Below are 16,987 nucleotides of genomic sequence, written 5' to 3'. Positions count from 1 at the left end.
GCATTGATCGGACTAATAAAATTCAATTGATTGGTTTAATAGCTTCATTTAGTTGCTCCTGTGTTAAGGACTTTATTAAATGGAGAGGAAGGGGATTTTGTCCCATTTTCTGTACAGCAGCATCCGTTAAATAAGGCTCAAATTCCTGTTGTTGATTCAAGTAAAGATTAAAGAAAGCGAGACTAAGACTTTTGAGATAATCATAAGCAAAATTTTGCCCTTCTCCCACTATAAAATCAGGTAATTTACTCGTTCCTTCTAAGAAAGATAAATGAGTCCCATTTTTAACTAAAACCAAATATTTATCGTCTTTATCAACATCAGCAAAAGGAGTAATTTGTTCTGGTAAAGAAGGGGCAAAAATATCCGCACTTCCAGCAATAAACATCATTGGAACAGATATTTTATTAATACCTTGATTGCCAAAAGCAGGATTTGTGACAGGGTTAATAGCAATGACTGCTTTGATTCTAGGATCTTGAAGATCGGCCACAGGAGGAGCATTTGTTATTCCTTTACATTGCCAAAGAAAAGCAGGATTTAAGTTAATTTGATTGGGCTTATTCAACTTAGCACATTCTTTGACTAAATACTCCCATTGAACATTAGCACCCCCCGTTGCTGTTGCTGTGTATCCCCCTAAAGATTGACCCATTATTCCCACATTTTTAAGGTCTAATTTACCTCTAAAATTAGGATCTGATTGCATTTTTTGTTCTAGGGTATCTAAAGCTAAAGTAACATCTTTGGGCTGCTCCATCCAAGCATTAGGAGTAGGAAATGTATCTAAACCTTCTAAGGCATCTTTCATTCTTTCGGCATCACTTTCAGGAAAGTTAATTCCCACAGTAGCAAAGCCATGAGACGCTAAATGTTCGGCAGCATAACGCAACCCTTGAAAATCAGAATTTAAGCCGGGTGTAATAACAATTGTGGGAGCAGGTTTAGACAAATTTTGAGGTAAATAAACAAAGATAGTTAAAGGATCTTTATTAGGACGAGGAATGGTTAATGTTTCTGATGTCCAAGTGGTTTTTCCGGCTTTAGATAAGTCAGATAAATCAAGGGAAGTAGGGGTTAAAGCTTCGATAGCAGCTTGGTTATCTAACCACTTAAAAATGCGATCTGTTGACTGATATAATTGATCTGCTTCCTGAATAGTATTACGAATGGTTTCTAAATTAACAGATAAAGTTGGACTATCATAATTTTTGATGACATCAATTATTTTAAAGCCATTAGGGTTGGCTGCGGACAAAATTATAGCACCTTCTAAAAAGGGTTGACTTTGATCTGCTGGACTATTAATTGCTCGACTCAGTTGTTTGATAACCTCTTTACCAAAATTGTTATTAAAAAACTCAAATGCTTCTACCTCATTTAAAGGGAAAGATTTATTGAGTAAAGCCCGGAATTTTGTCAATTCTTCAGGACTAAAATGTTTAGCGTAAAAGGCAAAGTCAGAGGTTATTGTTCCATCTTTAGCAAAAACCACTAAACTGTCCACAGAAACATCAAATTCTCCTAATGGGGCAATAGAAAATGTGATTTTTTCTGCTGCGACAATAGGAAAAGATGGCAAGAGTGAAAGTATTCCTAGTCCTAAAGTCAGTCCCAATTTTTGAGTGAAATTAATCATAATTTTAGCTTTTTGTCAATTCCTTATTTATTAGTAGATAAAACCTGTAGAGTGGGCATTACCCACCCTACAATTAATTTTTTAAAAAGGAATCGGATCTGAACCTTCGTTGCTAGAATCAGAATCAATCAATGTTGAACTGGTTTCTAGGCCTTCTTCTTCCTCAAAGTCGCTGGTATAAAAACTATCAGTCTTAGCCGAAGATTTTGAGGTATCAAACGGTATCACATTATCAACAGGAGCAGTGACTGAATGACTATCCAGAGGATGAATATGGGAAACCACTAATTCGGCGCGTTTTTCTTTAAATCCTTCCTTGCGTTCAAAGCTATTTATGGATAAACGGCCCTCAATAACGATGCGATCGCCTTCATGACAAGTCTCTTTCATTTGGGTGGCTAAACTTCCCCATCCCACGACTTTAAGGATGGCATTGGGATCTTCACTCCGTCTTCCCTCAAACTCTACCAACATTTGAGCCACTTCCGTTTGACTATCTTGGGTATAACGTAATTCAGGATTACGAATCACCTTGGCCATTAATACACAACTATTCATCAATTCAACTCCCAATATTTCTAAAAAATGAACTTTTAACAGAGCTTTCCTCACCCTCAATACCCATTTTTACATACTAACCATGTCCCCTTGTTCTTGTTCAATAAACTTTTGTACTTTTTGACGATAAGCTTTGAGACTGCGATCAACCCATTCCCGATCATCACTGTTGGCCACAATATGAACCAAGGGTTCTCCCGCATCAGGTAAAATCAAGACCCAGTTATCATTTTGGGGATTAACAATTTTCACCCCATCAATTAACTCTAATTGTTCGGGACTATGGGTTTCCACCAAATAGCGCATTAAAGCCCCTTTAACCTTCCAGGGACAGCGTAGGGAATAGGATTTATGACAAACACGGGGTAATTCGGCTTGAATTTGTACCAGCGATCGCCCTTGAGAGGTGAGCATTTCCAACAATTTAGCAATACTAAACATTGCATCAAATCCGGGGTGTAGCTGCGGGAAAATAAACCCTATATCCCCACTACCCCCTAGGGAGACATTAGGATTCATTTGGGCCGCTTCCATCAAGGCCGTAGGATTAGCTTTGGTGCGGATCACCTGGCCATCATGACGACGGGCAATTTGTTCCACCGCGCTAGATGCTTCTACGGGAACAACTACGGTACTTCTGGGATAGGCCGTAAAAATTGTATTAACCATCAATGCGGTTAACCATTCTCCCCTGATTGACAATCCTGATTCATCCACCAAAATAAACTGTTCCCCGTTGGCGGAAACTTGCACCCCTAAATTAGCTTTCACTGCTTCAACCACCTGGCCTAGTTGACGTAACAAGGATTCTCGTTCTTCAGTGGATATGGTTGTTTGTCGTAAACTGGCATTAAGCACAATGGCATCACAACCAAATTTAGTCAGAAGTTGCGGTAAAATTGCACCAGACACCCCATAAACATAGTCAATGACAATTTTTGACTCGCTATTGTGAATCGCCTCCACATCTAATTGGGTTTCAAAAGTTTGACGATAGGTTTCGATAATTTGGGCCGGATAGGACATATTACCAATATCAGGAATGCCCACCCGTCGTAAATCTTCCTTAAAATAGGCCCCTTCGATTTTCTTCTCTTGAGATTTGGAGATATTAATCCCTTGTTCATCCAAAAATTCAATCAAAATGTGATCAGGGCGATCGGGATGGGCCCTTAAATGTACCCCACCGGAAACCCCTAATTTGGGGGTCATAGTGCGGGCGATGGGAATAGCGGTGGCTTCAAGATTTTGAATATTGACCCCCACAGACATCAATCCGGCAATCAAAGAACGGCTGATCATGCGAGAAAATCCCCGTTGATCCCGTGAGACAACGACTTGTGACCCTGCTTTTAAGGTTGAACCATAGGCCGCCCCTAATTTAACCGCAAATTCTGGGGTAATATCAATATTGGCCAGGCCTGTGACCCCCCGTTGACCAAACAAATTGCGATGGGCCGTATTTCCCCAAATCAAATTGATGTTCAAAATTGCCCCCGATTCAATGCGTTTGCTAGGCCAGACGCGGACATTAGGGCTAATTTGGGCTTCTTCTCCAACGGTAGATAAGGGGCCGATTACTGCCCCTTCTAGGACTTGGGCCCTGCGATCTACCCTAGTGCCTCTAGAAATGACACAGGCCGCTAGATAACACTCATCCCCAATGGTTGCCCCATTCCAAATAATGGGACGCTTTAAATCGGCACCAGTTCCAATGGTGACATTATCCCCGATCACTGTTCCTTTTTCGATGATTACGCCCGGGCCAATACGACAGTTATCCCCAATGAGGATCGGTGGTTCAATTTTTGCACTGGGATCAATATAGGTGTTTTGTCCTAACCACAGACCAGGGGATTTTTCTTCGTAGGCAAAGTCTAATTTAACTTTACCGTCTAATCCGTCATATTGGGCTTCTCGGTAAGCATCTAAGTGGCCGACATCACACCAGTAACCCTCGGCAATATAGCCGTACATGGGTTCTCCTTTGGCCAGGAGTAGGGGAAATAAATCTTTGGAAAAGTCGCTTTCTTCGTTTTCAGGGAGATATTGCAGAACTTCGGGTTCGAGAATGTAGGTTCCGGTGTTGACGGTATCGGAGAAAATTTCACTGGTGGAGGGTTTTTCTAAAAAACGGCTGATCCTTTGGTCTTTATCTGTAATAACGACCCCAAAATCTACCGGGTTGGGGACACGGTTAAGAACGAGGGTTGCTTTCGATTTTTTTTGTTTATGGAAGGCGATCGCTGCTTGTAAATCAAAGTCTGTAATACTATCCCCACTGATCACCACAAAAGTATCATCAAGGAGTTCTTCGATATTTTTAACACAACCTGCGGTTCCTAGGGGTTGTTCATCTTCGACAGCATAGGTCATTTCTACCCCAAAATCCCGCCCATCTTGGAAGTAGTCCCGCATAACATCGGGAAGATAGTATAATGTGGCAATAATTTCCGTAATATTATGTCGTTTGAGTAAATTTATGATATGTTCTGCAATGGGCCGATTTAATATGGGAACCATTGGCTTAGGTAAATCGCAGGTTAATGGGCGTAACCGAGTTCCAGATCCTCCAGCCATTAGCACTGCACGCATAAATCCTCCTTAATGCCTTTTTGTAATTATTTATTATTGATCTTAATTAAAGCATTGAATTGGTGATTTTTTTGATTTTTCTAGCCCTCTCATGAATCAAGCAACTAACCTATCTGTTGTTTAACTGAGATCTTCACCATGATTTGAAAATCACAAAAACCCAATTTTAAAAGACTGAAATCAAGCATTAATTCGTTACTATTTGACAAAAAATCGAGTTTTGCAAGCTAGGTGCAAGCTCTCAGTTTGACCCAAGTACGAAAGGCTTTCATTGTCTTGATTTAGTAGAAAGAGAAAAAGCACGTCCTTATATTTTAGATAAAATTCATCAGGGCGTTGAATTATGACTGATTTATCGATGGAATAGAGGCGGGTTTGTGAGAGAATTTTCTGAGGCCAACTAATAGATTCAATTAACCCGCCCTTCCTATTAGCAAAATCATAATAATTTGTTCGGCAAAATCACAAGCTAACCATGTTTTTTCCATAGATGCTCTCACAGTATTGCTCAGATTATTGAGATTATTTAATACCTGCTCAAATTTTTTCTTCTGTTGAAATTTTTGGCAACATTAAAACATAGCGATAGCCCGATTCAGGAGACCCTTGAACAATGATTTTACCGCCATGACTCTCGGTTAAGTAACAACTCAATAATAAACCGAGTAACTCTTGAGAATTCTTAGTAGGAAGTTGGTTAGCTTGTTCTCCATAAATCATTTTTTCGAGAGATGAGGCACTTAAAACATGGTCTCCTAAAGCGGTTGTCATCCTATCATCTTGATGCAAAGCAGCCAAAGAATTATGGAGTTGAGTTAATTGATGCTGGTTAGATGAAGGATATAAATTAACTTGGGGTAAACCATCACCCAACCAGGGATGAGACACCCAAACCGCAATATTAAGGGTTTTGCTGCGACGGGAAACATGAATGCGAATTTCTCCACCCACTTCCGAAGATTCTAAGACACTAATCATCAAATAATATAAGGCTTGTCGTAGTATTTCTTTATCTAACAACCAAATCCGCTTTCCTGGTTCTACAGATAAACGCAGGGTTTGCCTTTTTTGATTAGCCACTTCGCAAAGACCATTAATCGCTTGCTGAGAGAGCATTTCAATATTAACGGGATTGAGATGTAGTTGGGACAGGTTATCATTTGTCATCCCTAATTTGAGAATTTCCTTGACCAACGAATTCATCTGTTGACCACTATTATGAATAATCTCTAGGTATTCTTTTTGTTTGGAACTGACGACACCAAATACACCCCCCTGCAACACACTAGACATTCCAATCACAGAGGTTAAAGGGGTTCGCAGTTCTTGTATTAACTCCTGTAATAATTTTAGTTTAATACTACTAATAGAGGCTGCGGCCATTGATGATGACAGGGCCTCCTCGTCGGGAACTACTTTGAGGTTTGGTTGCGCTAAGGTTAGCCATTCATCGTCTTTGGGGGACTCATTTTTGAGAAGATGATTCCGCTCAAATTCCCGTAAACACCAACGGGCCGTTAAGGTTAAAAATTCTAAGTCTCTGGGGGTAAACTGACGAGGAACTAAATCCATCACTGCTAAAGCCCCTATACATTCCCCTTCTGCCGTGATTAAGGGAGTTCCTAAAAATGCCCGAATTCCATAATGTTGCACTAGGGTACTACGAGCAAAAACCGGGTCTTTTAGGGTATCGTTGATCACTAATGGCTGTTCACTGTCAACAATATAGGTACTAAAGGCTTCTTGACGGGGAATGCGTCGAGATGAAGCTAACTGATTCATCAAGCCTAATCTTGATAATCCGACGGCTGACTTGAGCCAGAGGTCATCCTTAACCATTGTCCCTAAAATACAGATGGGGGCTTCTATGAAGCGAGCAGCAGTTTGGGTGGCTTCATCAAATATGGGAATGGTTTCAGTGTCTAACAATCCTAACTGTTTTAAGATGTTGACTCGCTGTTGTTCTCGCACTGCTGGACTCAAGCCATCCAAACGACAAAAAAGACGATTGGTTGCGCTGAGCATACTGACATTTACCCCTAAATTTACTGCTTGCACTTGCATCACAAAATCCCACTTAATCGAGGTTTAGAGAAACTACTGAAATATAATCTGAACGGGAGGCAAATCATAATTTACCCCTTGCTCAGAGCAGATTGAGAGCGTTATCTTGTCTTTTTCTCTGCTAGTTTTAAAGTTCCCCAAAATCTTCCTTAACAAACATATTGGTGAAAAATTTCCCCAAATAATCCATAAATTCGTAAAAATACGGCGGGTTATTTCAGGGAAATAGATGATTTGATTCGCTTAACAGCTAGATTTACTTAAGTAATTTGCGGAGTTCACACAATCTTTAATAAGAATTGCGGATAATACCTTATTTCCTCCTCTCCACCAGTAATATAGAGGCAATTCATGAATTGCCTCTACAGTGTTTTGTCTCTAAACTAATCTCAAATTTGGATAATGGGCCAAAATATCATCCGTGGTTAAGGTGTCGCCCTCTGCTTGGGGAGTCCACAGAATTTCCATGGCTAATAGACTATCGCCTCCCATACCCGCAATTTTTTGCAGTGCTAAGCGTAAATCTTCCGCTTCATTAATGGTCGGAAGTTCTAATTTTCCGGTAACTCCCACAATTAAAGACACTACAATATATTCACGGGACTCCGCTAACATAGATGATTCTTCTTTCCCTTCTAATAGGTTACTTGCTACACTCTGTCTGATTTGGTTATTGACGTTAGATAGGGTTTCTGCGGTGAATTTGCTCCTTTCTGTCAAGGCCATTTGATTAAATTTGCTTTCTGCTGCATTCATGGAAGCTGCTTGAGCTTCGCTTAACCCATAAACCCAGTATTCGGGATGACGCAACAAGGCAAGACTTGCTTCTTGAAGTACCATAGCGCGTCCCGCTGCGGTATCGGTGTCCGCTGTTTCGGCCATTTCATTCAGTTCTTTTTGAAGATAACGCCCACTGGCTAATAATCCAACTTGAACTTTAGCCACAGAAACTTGAAGATAGTTATCATCGTTCCCGTTTCCTTGTCCACTGAAGTTGCCTACAGTTTTAATTAAAAAGTTAGCCAGAGCGATGAAAATGAGAATGGTGAATAAACTGCCAAAACCGCCAAACCCAAAGAAGGGGATTAAGAAGGGAAAGCCAAACCCTCCCCCATAACCATAACCGCCACCACGATAACCCCCACCAGGAGAGCTATAGCTACGACTAGGACTTCTAAACGACCCCCCGCCTATTCTTCCCCCGCTACGGGCGGCTAAGGCACTGCTAATGTCCCCTAGAGACAAGATTAGGACTAGGCTAAGAATGAGTAAGGATTTCAAAAAAGGCTTGAGTTTGTTAAACATACAACAATAGAGATGATTTCATTGGCAATGGGTTACAATTCCCATGAACCCTATTTATAGTGTAACGAGATTCTTAGGGTTAAGGGCCAAGCTGCCTAAACTGCAATTGTTCCATATTTACCTAAAAATGTGAAAGATGACGATTCGTTTATTAGTTCTTGATATTGATGGAACCATTGCTGGCAAATCTAACACTGTCAGTCAATCGGTTAAAGATGCGATTAAACTGGCTCAAACTCAAGGAATTCAAGTGGCTTTGGCAACGGGGAGAATGTATTATTCTGCTCTACGGTTTCATGGGTTAATTGCCTCTGGATTACCGATTATTGCTTATAATGGGGCCTGGATTCAGTGTCCTTTGACGGGTATTCGTCATCATCATTTTCCCGTTTCTCCTGATATTGCTTTACAGTTATTGGACTATTTTGAACAACCTCATTGGCTGAAAAAATTAGAGGTTCATTGTTATATTGATGACCGTTTATATGTTCGAGAGTTTACGGCGAGAACGGAAGTTTATCAGAAACGCTCAGGCATTGAGCCAATTGTAGTAGAAGATTTACGCTCCATTGTTGCTTTAGAAACCACAAAGGTTTTAGCTATTGGGAAGTCTCAATTAATGGGTAAATTATTATCTGATTTACGACAGCGTTATTCCCGTGATCAGCTTTATGTCACTCAATCAACCCCAATTTATTTTGAAGCGACTCATCCCAACGCAAATAAGGGGTTTGGTGTGAAGTTTTTGGCTGAAGAATTATTACAATTAACATCCGATCAAGTGATGGCGATCGGTGATAATTTTAATGATTTGGAAATGTTACAATATGTGGGGCTAGGTGTTGCTATGGGTGATGCACCGAAAGAGGTGAAACAGGTTGCTAAATGGGTTGCTCCTGATGTTGAATCCGATGGCGTGGCTAAGGCTATTCATAAATTTTTATTAAGTTGAAAAAAATCTTAAATTTTTCGTTTCAATGATCCACAGGGTTGCGGTTTGTGGTATTATGTTTCATAATGGGGAGTGTTTGCTTCTATCAGCATATCTAAATATTCCCATTGTGAAGCATTAAACTTAATTATCTCACACTTTTTTTGATAATGCAACCCCTTTTCAAGAATTTTGTTCAGATAAATTGTTTTTGATTGTTTGGCAGAATTCAATGAAATTCTGGAATGTTTGTAAATGGTTAGACTCATTTTCTATTCTTTTCAATAACTGCTCGAAATAATATTTTTCTTGTGTTTCACCTGGGAATTTTTTTGAATAACTTAGATTTTTTGCGAATATAATAGTTAAGCCATTTAGGATACAGTTTTTTTTCGGTACTTCTTCCTTCAACAAGAAAGTAAATATTATTCATTAATCCTCTAAATCTTCAGGATAATCTTCAAGCACATTAATTAAGTCAATAAAAGCTTTTTGTCTAGATGAAGATATATGAAAATCTTCCGCAGTTTTAACATTGACTATCCCACCTTTACGAGTTACTATTTTCCAATATTCAGGACTTATATTATTAATAATATAAGGATGATGGCTAGTAATGATAAATTGTAAGTGTTTGTTCTCACAAATTAAATCAGTAACGCTATCAATACAGTTAATCCCTAAACTATTTTCAAATTCATCTATAAGTATCACACTATCATCAGGTGCTAGATACAATTCGCTAATATACATTAATGTCTTTAGCATTCCTAAAGAAATATACTGTTGTCTAATCCAAGTATCTACATTTTTTTCTTTGATCTTAACTAGAATTGCTTCTTTGAAAACATCAGCTAAAGAAAGGGGTAATTCATCTTGGTTAAAAGGTTCAATTTTAACATCTTCAATAGTATTAAATATTTCTCTAAAAACACTCTTTATCTTATTAAAGACTTGAGTATCATACCGATAAACTAAAGCTAATTTAATTAAGATCGGTAATTCACTATTTTTGATTTCTAGTAAAGAACAATTTTCATATCTTTTTAAAATCTGAGCAGGTAGCCTTAGTATATCATCAAAAACTGTAGTATTTTCAATTTTAAAAATTTTATCAAATGCTTGTTGAACTGGACTTATATCTTCTTCTTGATTAAGCAATTCAACAATACTCTTAAAAGGAGATAATTTTGGTGTTTTATTTCCTTTAAAAAATATTCCTTCTTTTTCAGTTCGCTCAATAAGATTTTGATTATTTTTATCTAAATATTCATATAAAATTTTAAATTCATCTTCTTCCTCGGAATCACTGGCGATAAGTTTATTTGATAATTTTGTTTCAAATTGACCTCGCCAATTATATACTATATTATCTTTATTAGAAAAAGTTATATCCCAGCACACTCCATTCAAAGATCCTCCATTTGCCACTCTTTTAAGTGTATTAATTGAACGAAGTATTTGAGTTTTTCCTGCTCCAGAAATACCCACAAGTAAATTTATATTAGGTAAAAATTCAACAGTGTTAAGTTTCCATTGATACTCTCGATCTTCATACTTTAGTCGTTCTATTTTCATGATACTTATGACTATAATTATTAATATATTAGAAATATTATACCATTAAATGTGATTATGGCACATTTCTTCAAGAATTGCCTATAATATATAGAATCTGCAAAACGTAGCGGAAAACCTTGCATTAGAGGGATGAGAATTACCGTTTATGATGTTCTTTCCTATCTGGCATAAAGAAACCTTAAAGATTATTCAATCTTTAGAAAAATGATTAAATATTGAAAATTTAAAAGAAAAATAAAATGAACTTTTACACAGTAATTCTCAGAAAAAGCGCAGGGTATTGGGTTTCATTCTGTCTCGAAAATGGATTAGTAGGGCAAGGAGAAACCTCAGAACAAGCTATTGATAAACTTAAAGAAGCGATAGAATCTTTTTTAGAAATTTATCACAGCGAAGACAATGTTTATTCCAGTCCAATTCATATTGATGAACTTCATGAATTTTTGACCATCGAAGATCCTGAATCTTCTGAAACCTACGAACTCAGAAAAGTTTATGCCTAAAAATATTCCTTCTCTCAAACCTAAAGCACTAATTAAAATTCTAGAAAAAGGAGGCTGTAAATTTTATCGAGAAGGAAAAGGAGATCATCGTTTATATCTTCGAGAAGTTGATCAAAAGCGTCGAATTTTTACCATAGATATAGGTGCAAAAGAAATGTCTCCTGCTTATGTTTTGCGTATTTTTAGACAATTTGGTTTTACAGATGAAGAAATTGAAAATTTGTTAAAATCATTGATTTATAAACACTCTCTAAGACTCAGGAAATTGACCCTCTCGGACTTCTTTGGCAAATTCCCCAACCGCCTCAGTAATAATCTCTCTTAAATTAACATAAGACTTAGCAAAAGGAGGTTTTTTAGGGGACAATCCTAATAAATCTGCGGTAACTAATACTTGACCATCACAGTCGGGCCCGGCCCCAATCCCAATGGTAGGAATAGGAATTTTTGCGGTAATTGCTCTTGACAATTGAGACGGAATATGCTCCAATACTAAAGCAAAGGCTCCCGCTTCAGATAATGCGATCGCCTCTGAAAGAATGCGCTCGGCTTCTGCTTCAGTTTTGCCCTGTTGACGATAGCCCAAACGATGGACAGATTGAGGGGTTAAACCCACATGGGCCATGACAGGAATACCAATATCAGTTAATCGGGCCACGGTTTCCACGGCGGCAGGGTGTCCCCCTTCTAATTTAACCGCTTGTACCCCTGTTTCTTTCAAAACCCTTCCTGCGGCATGAATGGCTTGACTGACGCTTTCCTGATAGCTTAAAAAGGGTAAATCGCAGACAACTAAAGCCCGTTTGACCCCACGACGCACAGCCGCAGCATGGTGTAACATTTCATCAAGAGTAACGGGTAAAGTTGTGTCATGGCCGAGGGCAACCATGGCCAAAGAATCCCCTACTAAAATAATATCAACCCCTGCCATATCTAACAGTTGAGCAAAGGCATAATCCCAGGCCGTTAAAACTACCAGGGGACGGCTTTGCTGTTTCCATTCAATCAGTTGTTGCGTTGTAAGTGGCATGGAATTAAGTACCGTGACAACAATATTTTAACAGAAGGTTAGGGGTCAACGGCCGTTGACCCCTACATTTATTCTTTAACGGCTTCGAGAATTCGAGAATAATAAAAATTGGTGCTTGTCATACCTTCACGTTTAATTTTAAAGCCATTACTTTCTAAGATTGCAATGATATCTTTTTCTTTGTGTTGATAGGCGCGAGTGGTTTTACTAGGGCCAGGAAAAAATTCACCAATCTTTTTAAGAAGGGTTAAACAAAGGGTTTTGGGTGCAAAACTTAGGATTAAACGAGATTCAGCTAAAGAGGCTAAATGAGTGATCATTTTAGCTGCATCTTCTTGAGGATAATGAATTAAAACATCTAAACAAATAACGGTGTGATATTTACCTGTTAACCCTTCTAAATCCTGCACCGAAAAAGTTACATTATCCACATTTTCTAAGGTGCTTTTTGCTCTTTCTGTGGCCTCTTGTACCATTTTTTCGGAAATATCACTAGCAAAAATTTTCGCCCCAGATTTTGCTAGAGGAATACTTAAACTTCCTACCCCACATCCAGCATCACAAATCGATAAATCTGCCAAGTTTCCATCAGTTTCTAACCAGTCTATTACTGTATCAATGGTTTGTTGATGTCCTAGGCGAATATTTTTTTGAACTTTGTTAACTTCCCCATCTCCATAAATTCTGCGCCAACGGTCGAATCCTGTGGCGTTAAAGTAGTCTTTGACAATGGTTTTGTCGTCGGTGGTGGTATTCATAGATGTAAAAGTAGTTGAGATAATTTAGGACAACTTTCTATTGTATCGTTCCTTCGTCCTCACCTAAGTAATGGCACAAATTCGCGCCAAACTTTGTTATGTTAGATCAAAAAAGACATTAAGAAATGTAAGGATTTTCATGGCGGATCAACTGATACGAGCAATGGCAGCAGATGGCGGTATTCGGGCAGTCGGTATCATTTCTACCCGACTCACAGAAGACGCAAGACAACGACACAAGCTTTCCTATGTGGCGACGGCTGCTTTGGGACGGGCGATGACTGCGGGCCTCTTATTAGCGTCTAATATGAAACGAGAAGGCTCCCGTGTCAACCTCAGAATCAAAGGTAATGGCCCCTTGGGGGGTTTATTAGTTGATGCGGGGTTAGATGGGACGGTAAGGGGTTATGTAGCTCATCCTGATGTGGAATTACCTCCTAACCCTTTGGGTAAACTAGATGTGGGAGGGGCGATCGGCAACGAGGGTTTTCTTTATGTAGTGCGAGATATTGGTTATGGTTATCCCTATTCCAGTACAGTTGAATTAGTATCTGGGGAAGTGGGGGACGATGTGACTCATTATTTAGCGACTTCTGAGCAGACTCCTTCGGCCTTATTATTAGGGGTATTTGTGGGGTCAGAAGGGGTGACAGCAGCCGGGGGTTTACTATTACAAATTATGCCTAAAGCGGCTAGAGATGAAGAATTAGTTACTATCTTGGAGTCCCGTGTGGGAAAACTTTCAGGGTTTACACCACTGTTAAGAGCAGGGAAAACTTTACCGGATATTTTTGAGGAATTATTGGGGGATTTAGGGTTAGTTATTTTCCCAGAAGTTCAGATGTTGCGCTTTGATTGTCGTTGTTCTTTTAGTCGGGTTTTAGGGGCTTTAAAATTACTGGGAGAAGTGGAATTACAGGATATGATTGAAAAGGATGATGGGGCCGAGGCAACTTGTGAATTCTGTGGGGAAATTTATCAGGCTAATAGTCATCATTTAGCCCAATTAATTGAGGATTTACAGACGGAATCTGTTTGATTAATTAGGTTTTGCTGAACCTAGAATGTTAAACTATTGGCAATTATACACTTGAACCCTAAAGGGTTAAGCTATATAGACAAAGCCCGTCTGCACGGGCTTATAATTAGGCTGTTTACACAGCCTTTGTTCTTTCTTGTAGAATCAGCCTTGAGGCTGTATTGCAGTGTTAATTTTAGACTTACCAACTAACTTTTCCTTCTAGTTTTTTACTCTTGTTTTCACCAATTCCTTTGACTCTTTTTAAGTCTTCTAGAGAAGTAAATTTTTGAGTTTGACGGGCTTCAATAATTCTAATTGCTAATTGTTTTCCAACCCCTGGTAAGGTTTCTAATTCTGCTTGTGTGGCTGTGTTTAAATTGATAATTTTTGTTTCATTATCTTGTTTTTCTGTTTCTAATAGATTAGGGCAGTTTTGATCATCTTTTTTGATTTTATTATTGATGAATTCAGGAATTCCCAAGGTGGAATTATTATATAATCTTTCAAATTCTTGTAAATAATGAGCCGTGATGGTGGAGTTTTTAATTATTATTAATGTCTCATCATTTTGAAAGTTAGCTGAAGCTGACCAATTATGAGAACCTGTAATTATCAGATTATTATCAATAATACCAAATTTATGATGGAGTTTATCGCCTTTCGGAAGGTTAGAAATGCCAACGGTATTAATGTTTTGTGTCCAAGGTTTATTATCTTTTTCATATTGACAGTTATTACTGACAGCAACCCCTAACATATCTAACCCTTCGCTGTAACTCCGAAAGGCAAATTCTGGATCAATTAATGCTTTAATTTCTACAGCTTGATTATGTTTGTTTTCGAGAATATTAGCAAGTTGTTGTTCACTAAATACAAATAGGGCTAAATTAACTGAGTTTTGTGCCTTATTTAAGGTTTCGCCAATTAATCCATTGGTTGTAATTTCCCAATTGTCTTTTGATGAATTTGGGGAAAATTTAACCGTAACTTGTGATGTGCCAATGGTTAATTTTTTGGGTGATCGTGGGGGTTTATTGATGCCAAACTTACTATCTTTTTTTTCTCCCATTCCATCGCCCCACATCAGATTAAATTCTTCGGTAAAAATTTGAGCTAATTCTGAGGATTGAATCTTAAGTAAATTGTTAGCATTGCCTCTGGTTTCTGGGGCATCAAAATCACCATGAACCCCGCTTAAGGTAAAATTAGCAGAACTTACCATCACTATTTTTCCATCAATAATCATAAATTTATGGTGCATTAAACCAGTTCCTTTTGAACCATCTTCTGTATCATCAATAATTGGTATATTGCCTTGATTTAAAATAGTTAAGGCATCCCGTTTATTCAGTTCTTCATCAGTAATTATTTTGTTGTTATCAAGGTCAATAAATTCAAAATATTGGTCATATCTTTGTTTCTCCCTTGCTTCCATTTGAGCAACTATTTCTGGAGTAAACTGACTAATAGACTGGTTATAGCTATTTTCTAAAATAACACGAACTTTAACCCCTTTTTTAGCTTGTTTAACTAGGGCTTTTGCTAGGTTTGGCAACCGAAATTCTTGAACGGCCATATCAACGGTTGACTGGGCAGAATTCAGAGTATTAATGAGAATATCTTCTAAATTATCACCAGGACGGTTAATTTGACGATAGGGATCGGTATAATCAGCCCCTTTAGCTTGATTTTGGTTAAAATAAACTTGAATTAAGGAATCTTGGGGTAAAGGTTGAGGTCGCTCAATTTTAAGGGAAGGATTACACGCAATTAATCCCCAGAATCCCAAGATAAATGATAAGATAAATAGGACTGTTTTTTGATAAAATCGTTTCATTATCCCTTTCTTCCTGAGTAAATTAACTCATCTCATGAACTAAAAAAAGTAATAAATGCTAATCCCTTTACCTATTGTATCAATCATTGTGAGATAATGAGATTACTTAAGACTAAAAATAATTCTTAAGTTTCTAAGCCCAACTAATTGAAGATAAGGGCGGGTTAATTTGACTTATTTTGTAGAAATCATAGATTTTAACAAAAACCGCCCCCACCAACAAAACCCAGGTTTATCAATTTTCAATTGTCAGAAAAATCGACTCAATAAGTAATTATGGATTTACTGCGATCGCTTCCCATTGGACTGTATCTCGAAAAACCCCTAACTTGGTTACATAAACTCGATCCTAGGGTCAAATTAATTTGGTTAATGTCCTTTTTACTTGCCCCTATTTTATGCAATTCTGAGTGGCGATTAGTATTAGTAGGATTATTGATAATATTAACCTTAATGGCGCGAATTCCCTTAAGAGTTTGGCGACAACAAATGGGCTGGTTAATCATGTTATCTATCCTAGTTTTTCTGATTACAGCTTTAACCCCTGATGGCTTAGCTGTTACGTCTCAACCCAGACTTTTAGAGAGTGATTTATCTCTGCCTCAACCCACCTCATATAGTTATGTTTTATTAGATAAAAAACCCTTATTTATTACCCGCCATTCCCTCGATTTAGGCATTAGAATTAGCACCTTAATTTTTCTTCTAATTTATAGCACAAATCTTTATTTATTAACCACAGCACCGGAAGAAATTACCGCCGGATTAGAAGATTTACTCGAACCTTTGCGCCGTTTTAAAATTCCCATTACAGAAATTACATTAACCTTAACCCTTTCCTTGCGATTTATTCCCCTAGTCTTAGAAGAAGTGCAAAATCTCATTAGATCGATTCGTACTAGGGCAATTAATTGGCAAAAATTAGGCATAAAACGCAGTTTACAAGTTTGGTTAGTCGTCGTTGAAAAACTCTTAGAAAACTTATTAATGAGGGCCGAAGAAATTGCGATCGCCATGGAAGTTCGGGGGTTTACAAGTCCCAATGAACATCGAGTACAATGGCATCAATTAAGCTTAATTCAAGGAGATTGGATCGCATTAGGAATGTTAATTCCTTTTTGGTATGCGCGGTTTATTTTGGGATAAATGATTTATGAAGTTGTGT

The 16,987-nt window shown here is 38.1% G+C and carries 13 protein-coding genes and 2 pseudogenes; 6 read left to right on the top strand and 9 right to left on the bottom strand.

What is annotated here, in order from left to right; translation table 11 throughout:
- Positions 1-22: 22 nt before the first annotated feature.
- The 5 genes from VB691_RS00885 to VB691_RS00865 all read right to left on the bottom strand — a co-directional run bounded on the left by VB691_RS00885 (position 23) and on the right by VB691_RS00865 (position 8,161).
- Positions 23-1,639 carry an alpha/beta hydrolase gene (locus VB691_RS00885; RefSeq protein WP_323289568.1) on the bottom strand — a complete coding sequence of 539 codons (1,617 nt, stop codon included), beginning with the start codon at positions 1,637-1,639 and terminating at the stop codon, positions 23-25.
- Positions 1,640-1,720: 81 nt separating this feature from the next.
- Entirely contained in the window at positions 1,721-2,197 is a 477-nt protein-coding gene (locus tag VB691_RS00880) for a single-stranded DNA-binding protein (RefSeq protein ID WP_323289567.1), read from the bottom strand.
- Between the two features lie 69 nt (positions 2,198-2,266).
- Complete coding sequence (locus VB691_RS00875; RefSeq protein ID WP_323289566.1) at positions 2,267-4,792, bottom strand: mannose-1-phosphate guanyltransferase; 2,526 nt, start codon at positions 4,790-4,792, stop codon at positions 2,267-2,269.
- 537 nt (positions 4,793-5,329) lie between these two features.
- Positions 5,330-6,856: a GAF domain-containing sensor histidine kinase gene (locus VB691_RS00870; RefSeq protein ID WP_323289565.1), complete on the bottom strand. Its 1,527-nt coding sequence runs from the start codon at positions 6,854-6,856 to the stop codon at positions 5,330-5,332.
- A gap of 378 nt (positions 6,857-7,234) precedes the next feature.
- Positions 7,235-8,161 (bottom strand): DUF1517 domain-containing protein, encoded by a 927-nt coding sequence (locus tag VB691_RS00865; protein ID WP_323289564.1) that lies wholly within the window; start codon positions 8,159-8,161, stop codon positions 7,235-7,237.
- 136 nt (positions 8,162-8,297) lie between these two features.
- Between VB691_RS00865 and VB691_RS00860 the strand changes: the two genes are divergently transcribed.
- Positions 8,298-9,113: a Cof-type HAD-IIB family hydrolase gene (locus VB691_RS00860; protein WP_323289563.1), complete on the top strand. Its 816-nt coding sequence runs from the start codon at positions 8,298-8,300 to the stop codon at positions 9,111-9,113.
- Positions 9,114-9,524: 411 nt separating this feature from the next.
- Here the strand turns inward: VB691_RS00860 and VB691_RS00855 are convergent, their stop codons facing one another.
- Entirely contained in the window at positions 9,525-10,670 is a 1,146-nt protein-coding gene (locus VB691_RS00855; RefSeq protein ID WP_323289562.1) for an AAA family ATPase, read from the bottom strand.
- A gap of 90 nt (positions 10,671-10,760) precedes the next feature.
- Here VB691_RS00855 and VB691_RS00850 point away from each other — a divergent pair.
- The 3 genes and pseudogenes from VB691_RS00850 to VB691_RS00840 all read left to right on the top strand — a co-directional run.
- A pseudogene (locus tag VB691_RS00850) lies at positions 10,761-10,841 on the top strand (DUF433 domain-containing protein); the annotation flags it as partial.
- A gap of 71 nt (positions 10,842-10,912) precedes the next feature.
- Positions 10,913-11,176 carry a type II toxin-antitoxin system HicB family antitoxin gene (locus tag VB691_RS00845; protein WP_323289561.1) on the top strand — a complete coding sequence of 88 codons (264 nt, stop codon included), beginning with the start codon at positions 10,913-10,915 and terminating at the stop codon, positions 11,174-11,176.
- Positions 11,169-11,405: pseudogene (locus VB691_RS00840) on the top strand (type II toxin-antitoxin system HicA family toxin); the annotation flags it as partial. The gene VB691_RS00845 and the pseudogene VB691_RS00840, both read left to right, overlap by 8 nt.
- A 21-nt stretch (positions 11,406-11,426) precedes the next feature.
- Here the strand turns inward: VB691_RS00840 and panB are convergent.
- Together panB and bchM are read right to left on the bottom strand one after the other, a co-directional pair.
- Positions 11,427-12,206, bottom strand: a complete 780-nt coding sequence (gene panB, locus VB691_RS00835) for a 3-methyl-2-oxobutanoate hydroxymethyltransferase (RefSeq protein WP_323289560.1) — start codon at positions 12,204-12,206, stop codon at positions 11,427-11,429.
- A gap of 68 nt (positions 12,207-12,274) precedes the next feature.
- The gene (gene bchM / locus VB691_RS00830; protein WP_323289559.1) at positions 12,275-12,964 is read right to left on the bottom strand and encodes a magnesium protoporphyrin IX methyltransferase; all 690 of its coding nucleotides are present in this window, start codon (positions 12,962-12,964) and stop codon (positions 12,275-12,277) included.
- Between the two features lie 139 nt (positions 12,965-13,103).
- Between bchM and hslO the strand changes: the two genes are divergently transcribed.
- On the top strand, positions 13,104-14,003 hold the full coding sequence (gene hslO / locus VB691_RS00825; RefSeq protein WP_323289558.1) for an Hsp33 family molecular chaperone HslO: 900 nt from the start codon (positions 13,104-13,106) through the stop codon (positions 14,001-14,003).
- A gap of 181 nt (positions 14,004-14,184) precedes the next feature.
- Here the strand turns inward: hslO and VB691_RS00820 are convergent, their stop codons facing one another.
- Positions 14,185-15,822, bottom strand: coding sequence for a DUF655 domain-containing protein (locus VB691_RS00820; RefSeq protein WP_323289557.1), 1,638 nt, complete (start codon positions 15,820-15,822; stop codon positions 14,185-14,187).
- A gap of 276 nt (positions 15,823-16,098) precedes the next feature.
- Here VB691_RS00820 and VB691_RS00815 point away from each other — a divergent pair, with 276 nt between their 5' ends.
- Positions 16,099-16,968: an energy-coupling factor transporter transmembrane component T family protein gene (locus VB691_RS00815; RefSeq protein ID WP_323289556.1), complete on the top strand. Its 870-nt coding sequence runs from the start codon at positions 16,099-16,101 to the stop codon at positions 16,966-16,968.
- Positions 16,969-16,987: the final 19 nt, after the last annotated feature.

The organism is Crocosphaera sp. XPORK-15E (genome assembly GCF_034931425.1).
Classification (GTDB): Bacteria; Cyanobacteriota; Cyanobacteriia; order Cyanobacteriales; family Microcystaceae; genus UHCC-0190.
Note: the sequence above shows the minus strand (reverse complement) of the source record. Positions and strands in the feature narration are given on the sequence as shown.

Coding starts and splice junctions, on each gene's coding strand:
- VB691_RS00885 (WP_323289568.1), bottom strand. CDS start 1,639: ATGATTAATTTCACTCAAAAATTGGGACTGACTTTAGGACTAGGAATA.
- VB691_RS00880 (WP_323289567.1), bottom strand. CDS start 2,197: ATGAATAGTTGTGTATTAATGGCCAAGGTGATTCGTAATCCTGAATTA.
- VB691_RS00875 (WP_323289566.1), bottom strand. CDS start 4,792: ATGCGTGCAGTGCTAATGGCTGGAGGATCTGGAACTCGGTTACGCCCA.
- VB691_RS00870 (WP_323289565.1), bottom strand. CDS start 6,856: ATGCAAGTGCAAGCAGTAAATTTAGGGGTAAATGTCAGTATGCTCAGC.
- VB691_RS00865 (WP_323289564.1), bottom strand. CDS start 8,161: ATGTTTAACAAACTCAAGCCTTTTTTGAAATCCTTACTCATTCTTAGC.
- VB691_RS00860 (WP_323289563.1), top strand. CDS start 8,298: ATGACGATTCGTTTATTAGTTCTTGATATTGATGGAACCATTGCTGGC.
- VB691_RS00855 (WP_323289562.1), bottom strand. CDS start 10,670: ATGAAAATAGAACGACTAAAGTATGAAGATCGAGAGTATCAATGGAAA.
- VB691_RS00845 (WP_323289561.1), top strand. CDS start 10,913: ATGAACTTTTACACAGTAATTCTCAGAAAAAGCGCAGGGTATTGGGTT.
- panB (WP_323289560.1), bottom strand. CDS start 12,206: ATGCCACTTACAACGCAACAACTGATTGAATGGAAACAGCAAAGCCGT.
- bchM (WP_323289559.1), bottom strand. CDS start 12,964: ATGAATACCACCACCGACGACAAAACCATTGTCAAAGACTACTTTAAC.
- hslO (WP_323289558.1), top strand. CDS start 13,104: ATGGCGGATCAACTGATACGAGCAATGGCAGCAGATGGCGGTATTCGG.
- VB691_RS00820 (WP_323289557.1), bottom strand. CDS start 15,822: ATGAAACGATTTTATCAAAAAACAGTCCTATTTATCTTATCATTTATC.
- VB691_RS00815 (WP_323289556.1), top strand. CDS start 16,099: ATGGATTTACTGCGATCGCTTCCCATTGGACTGTATCTCGAAAAACCC.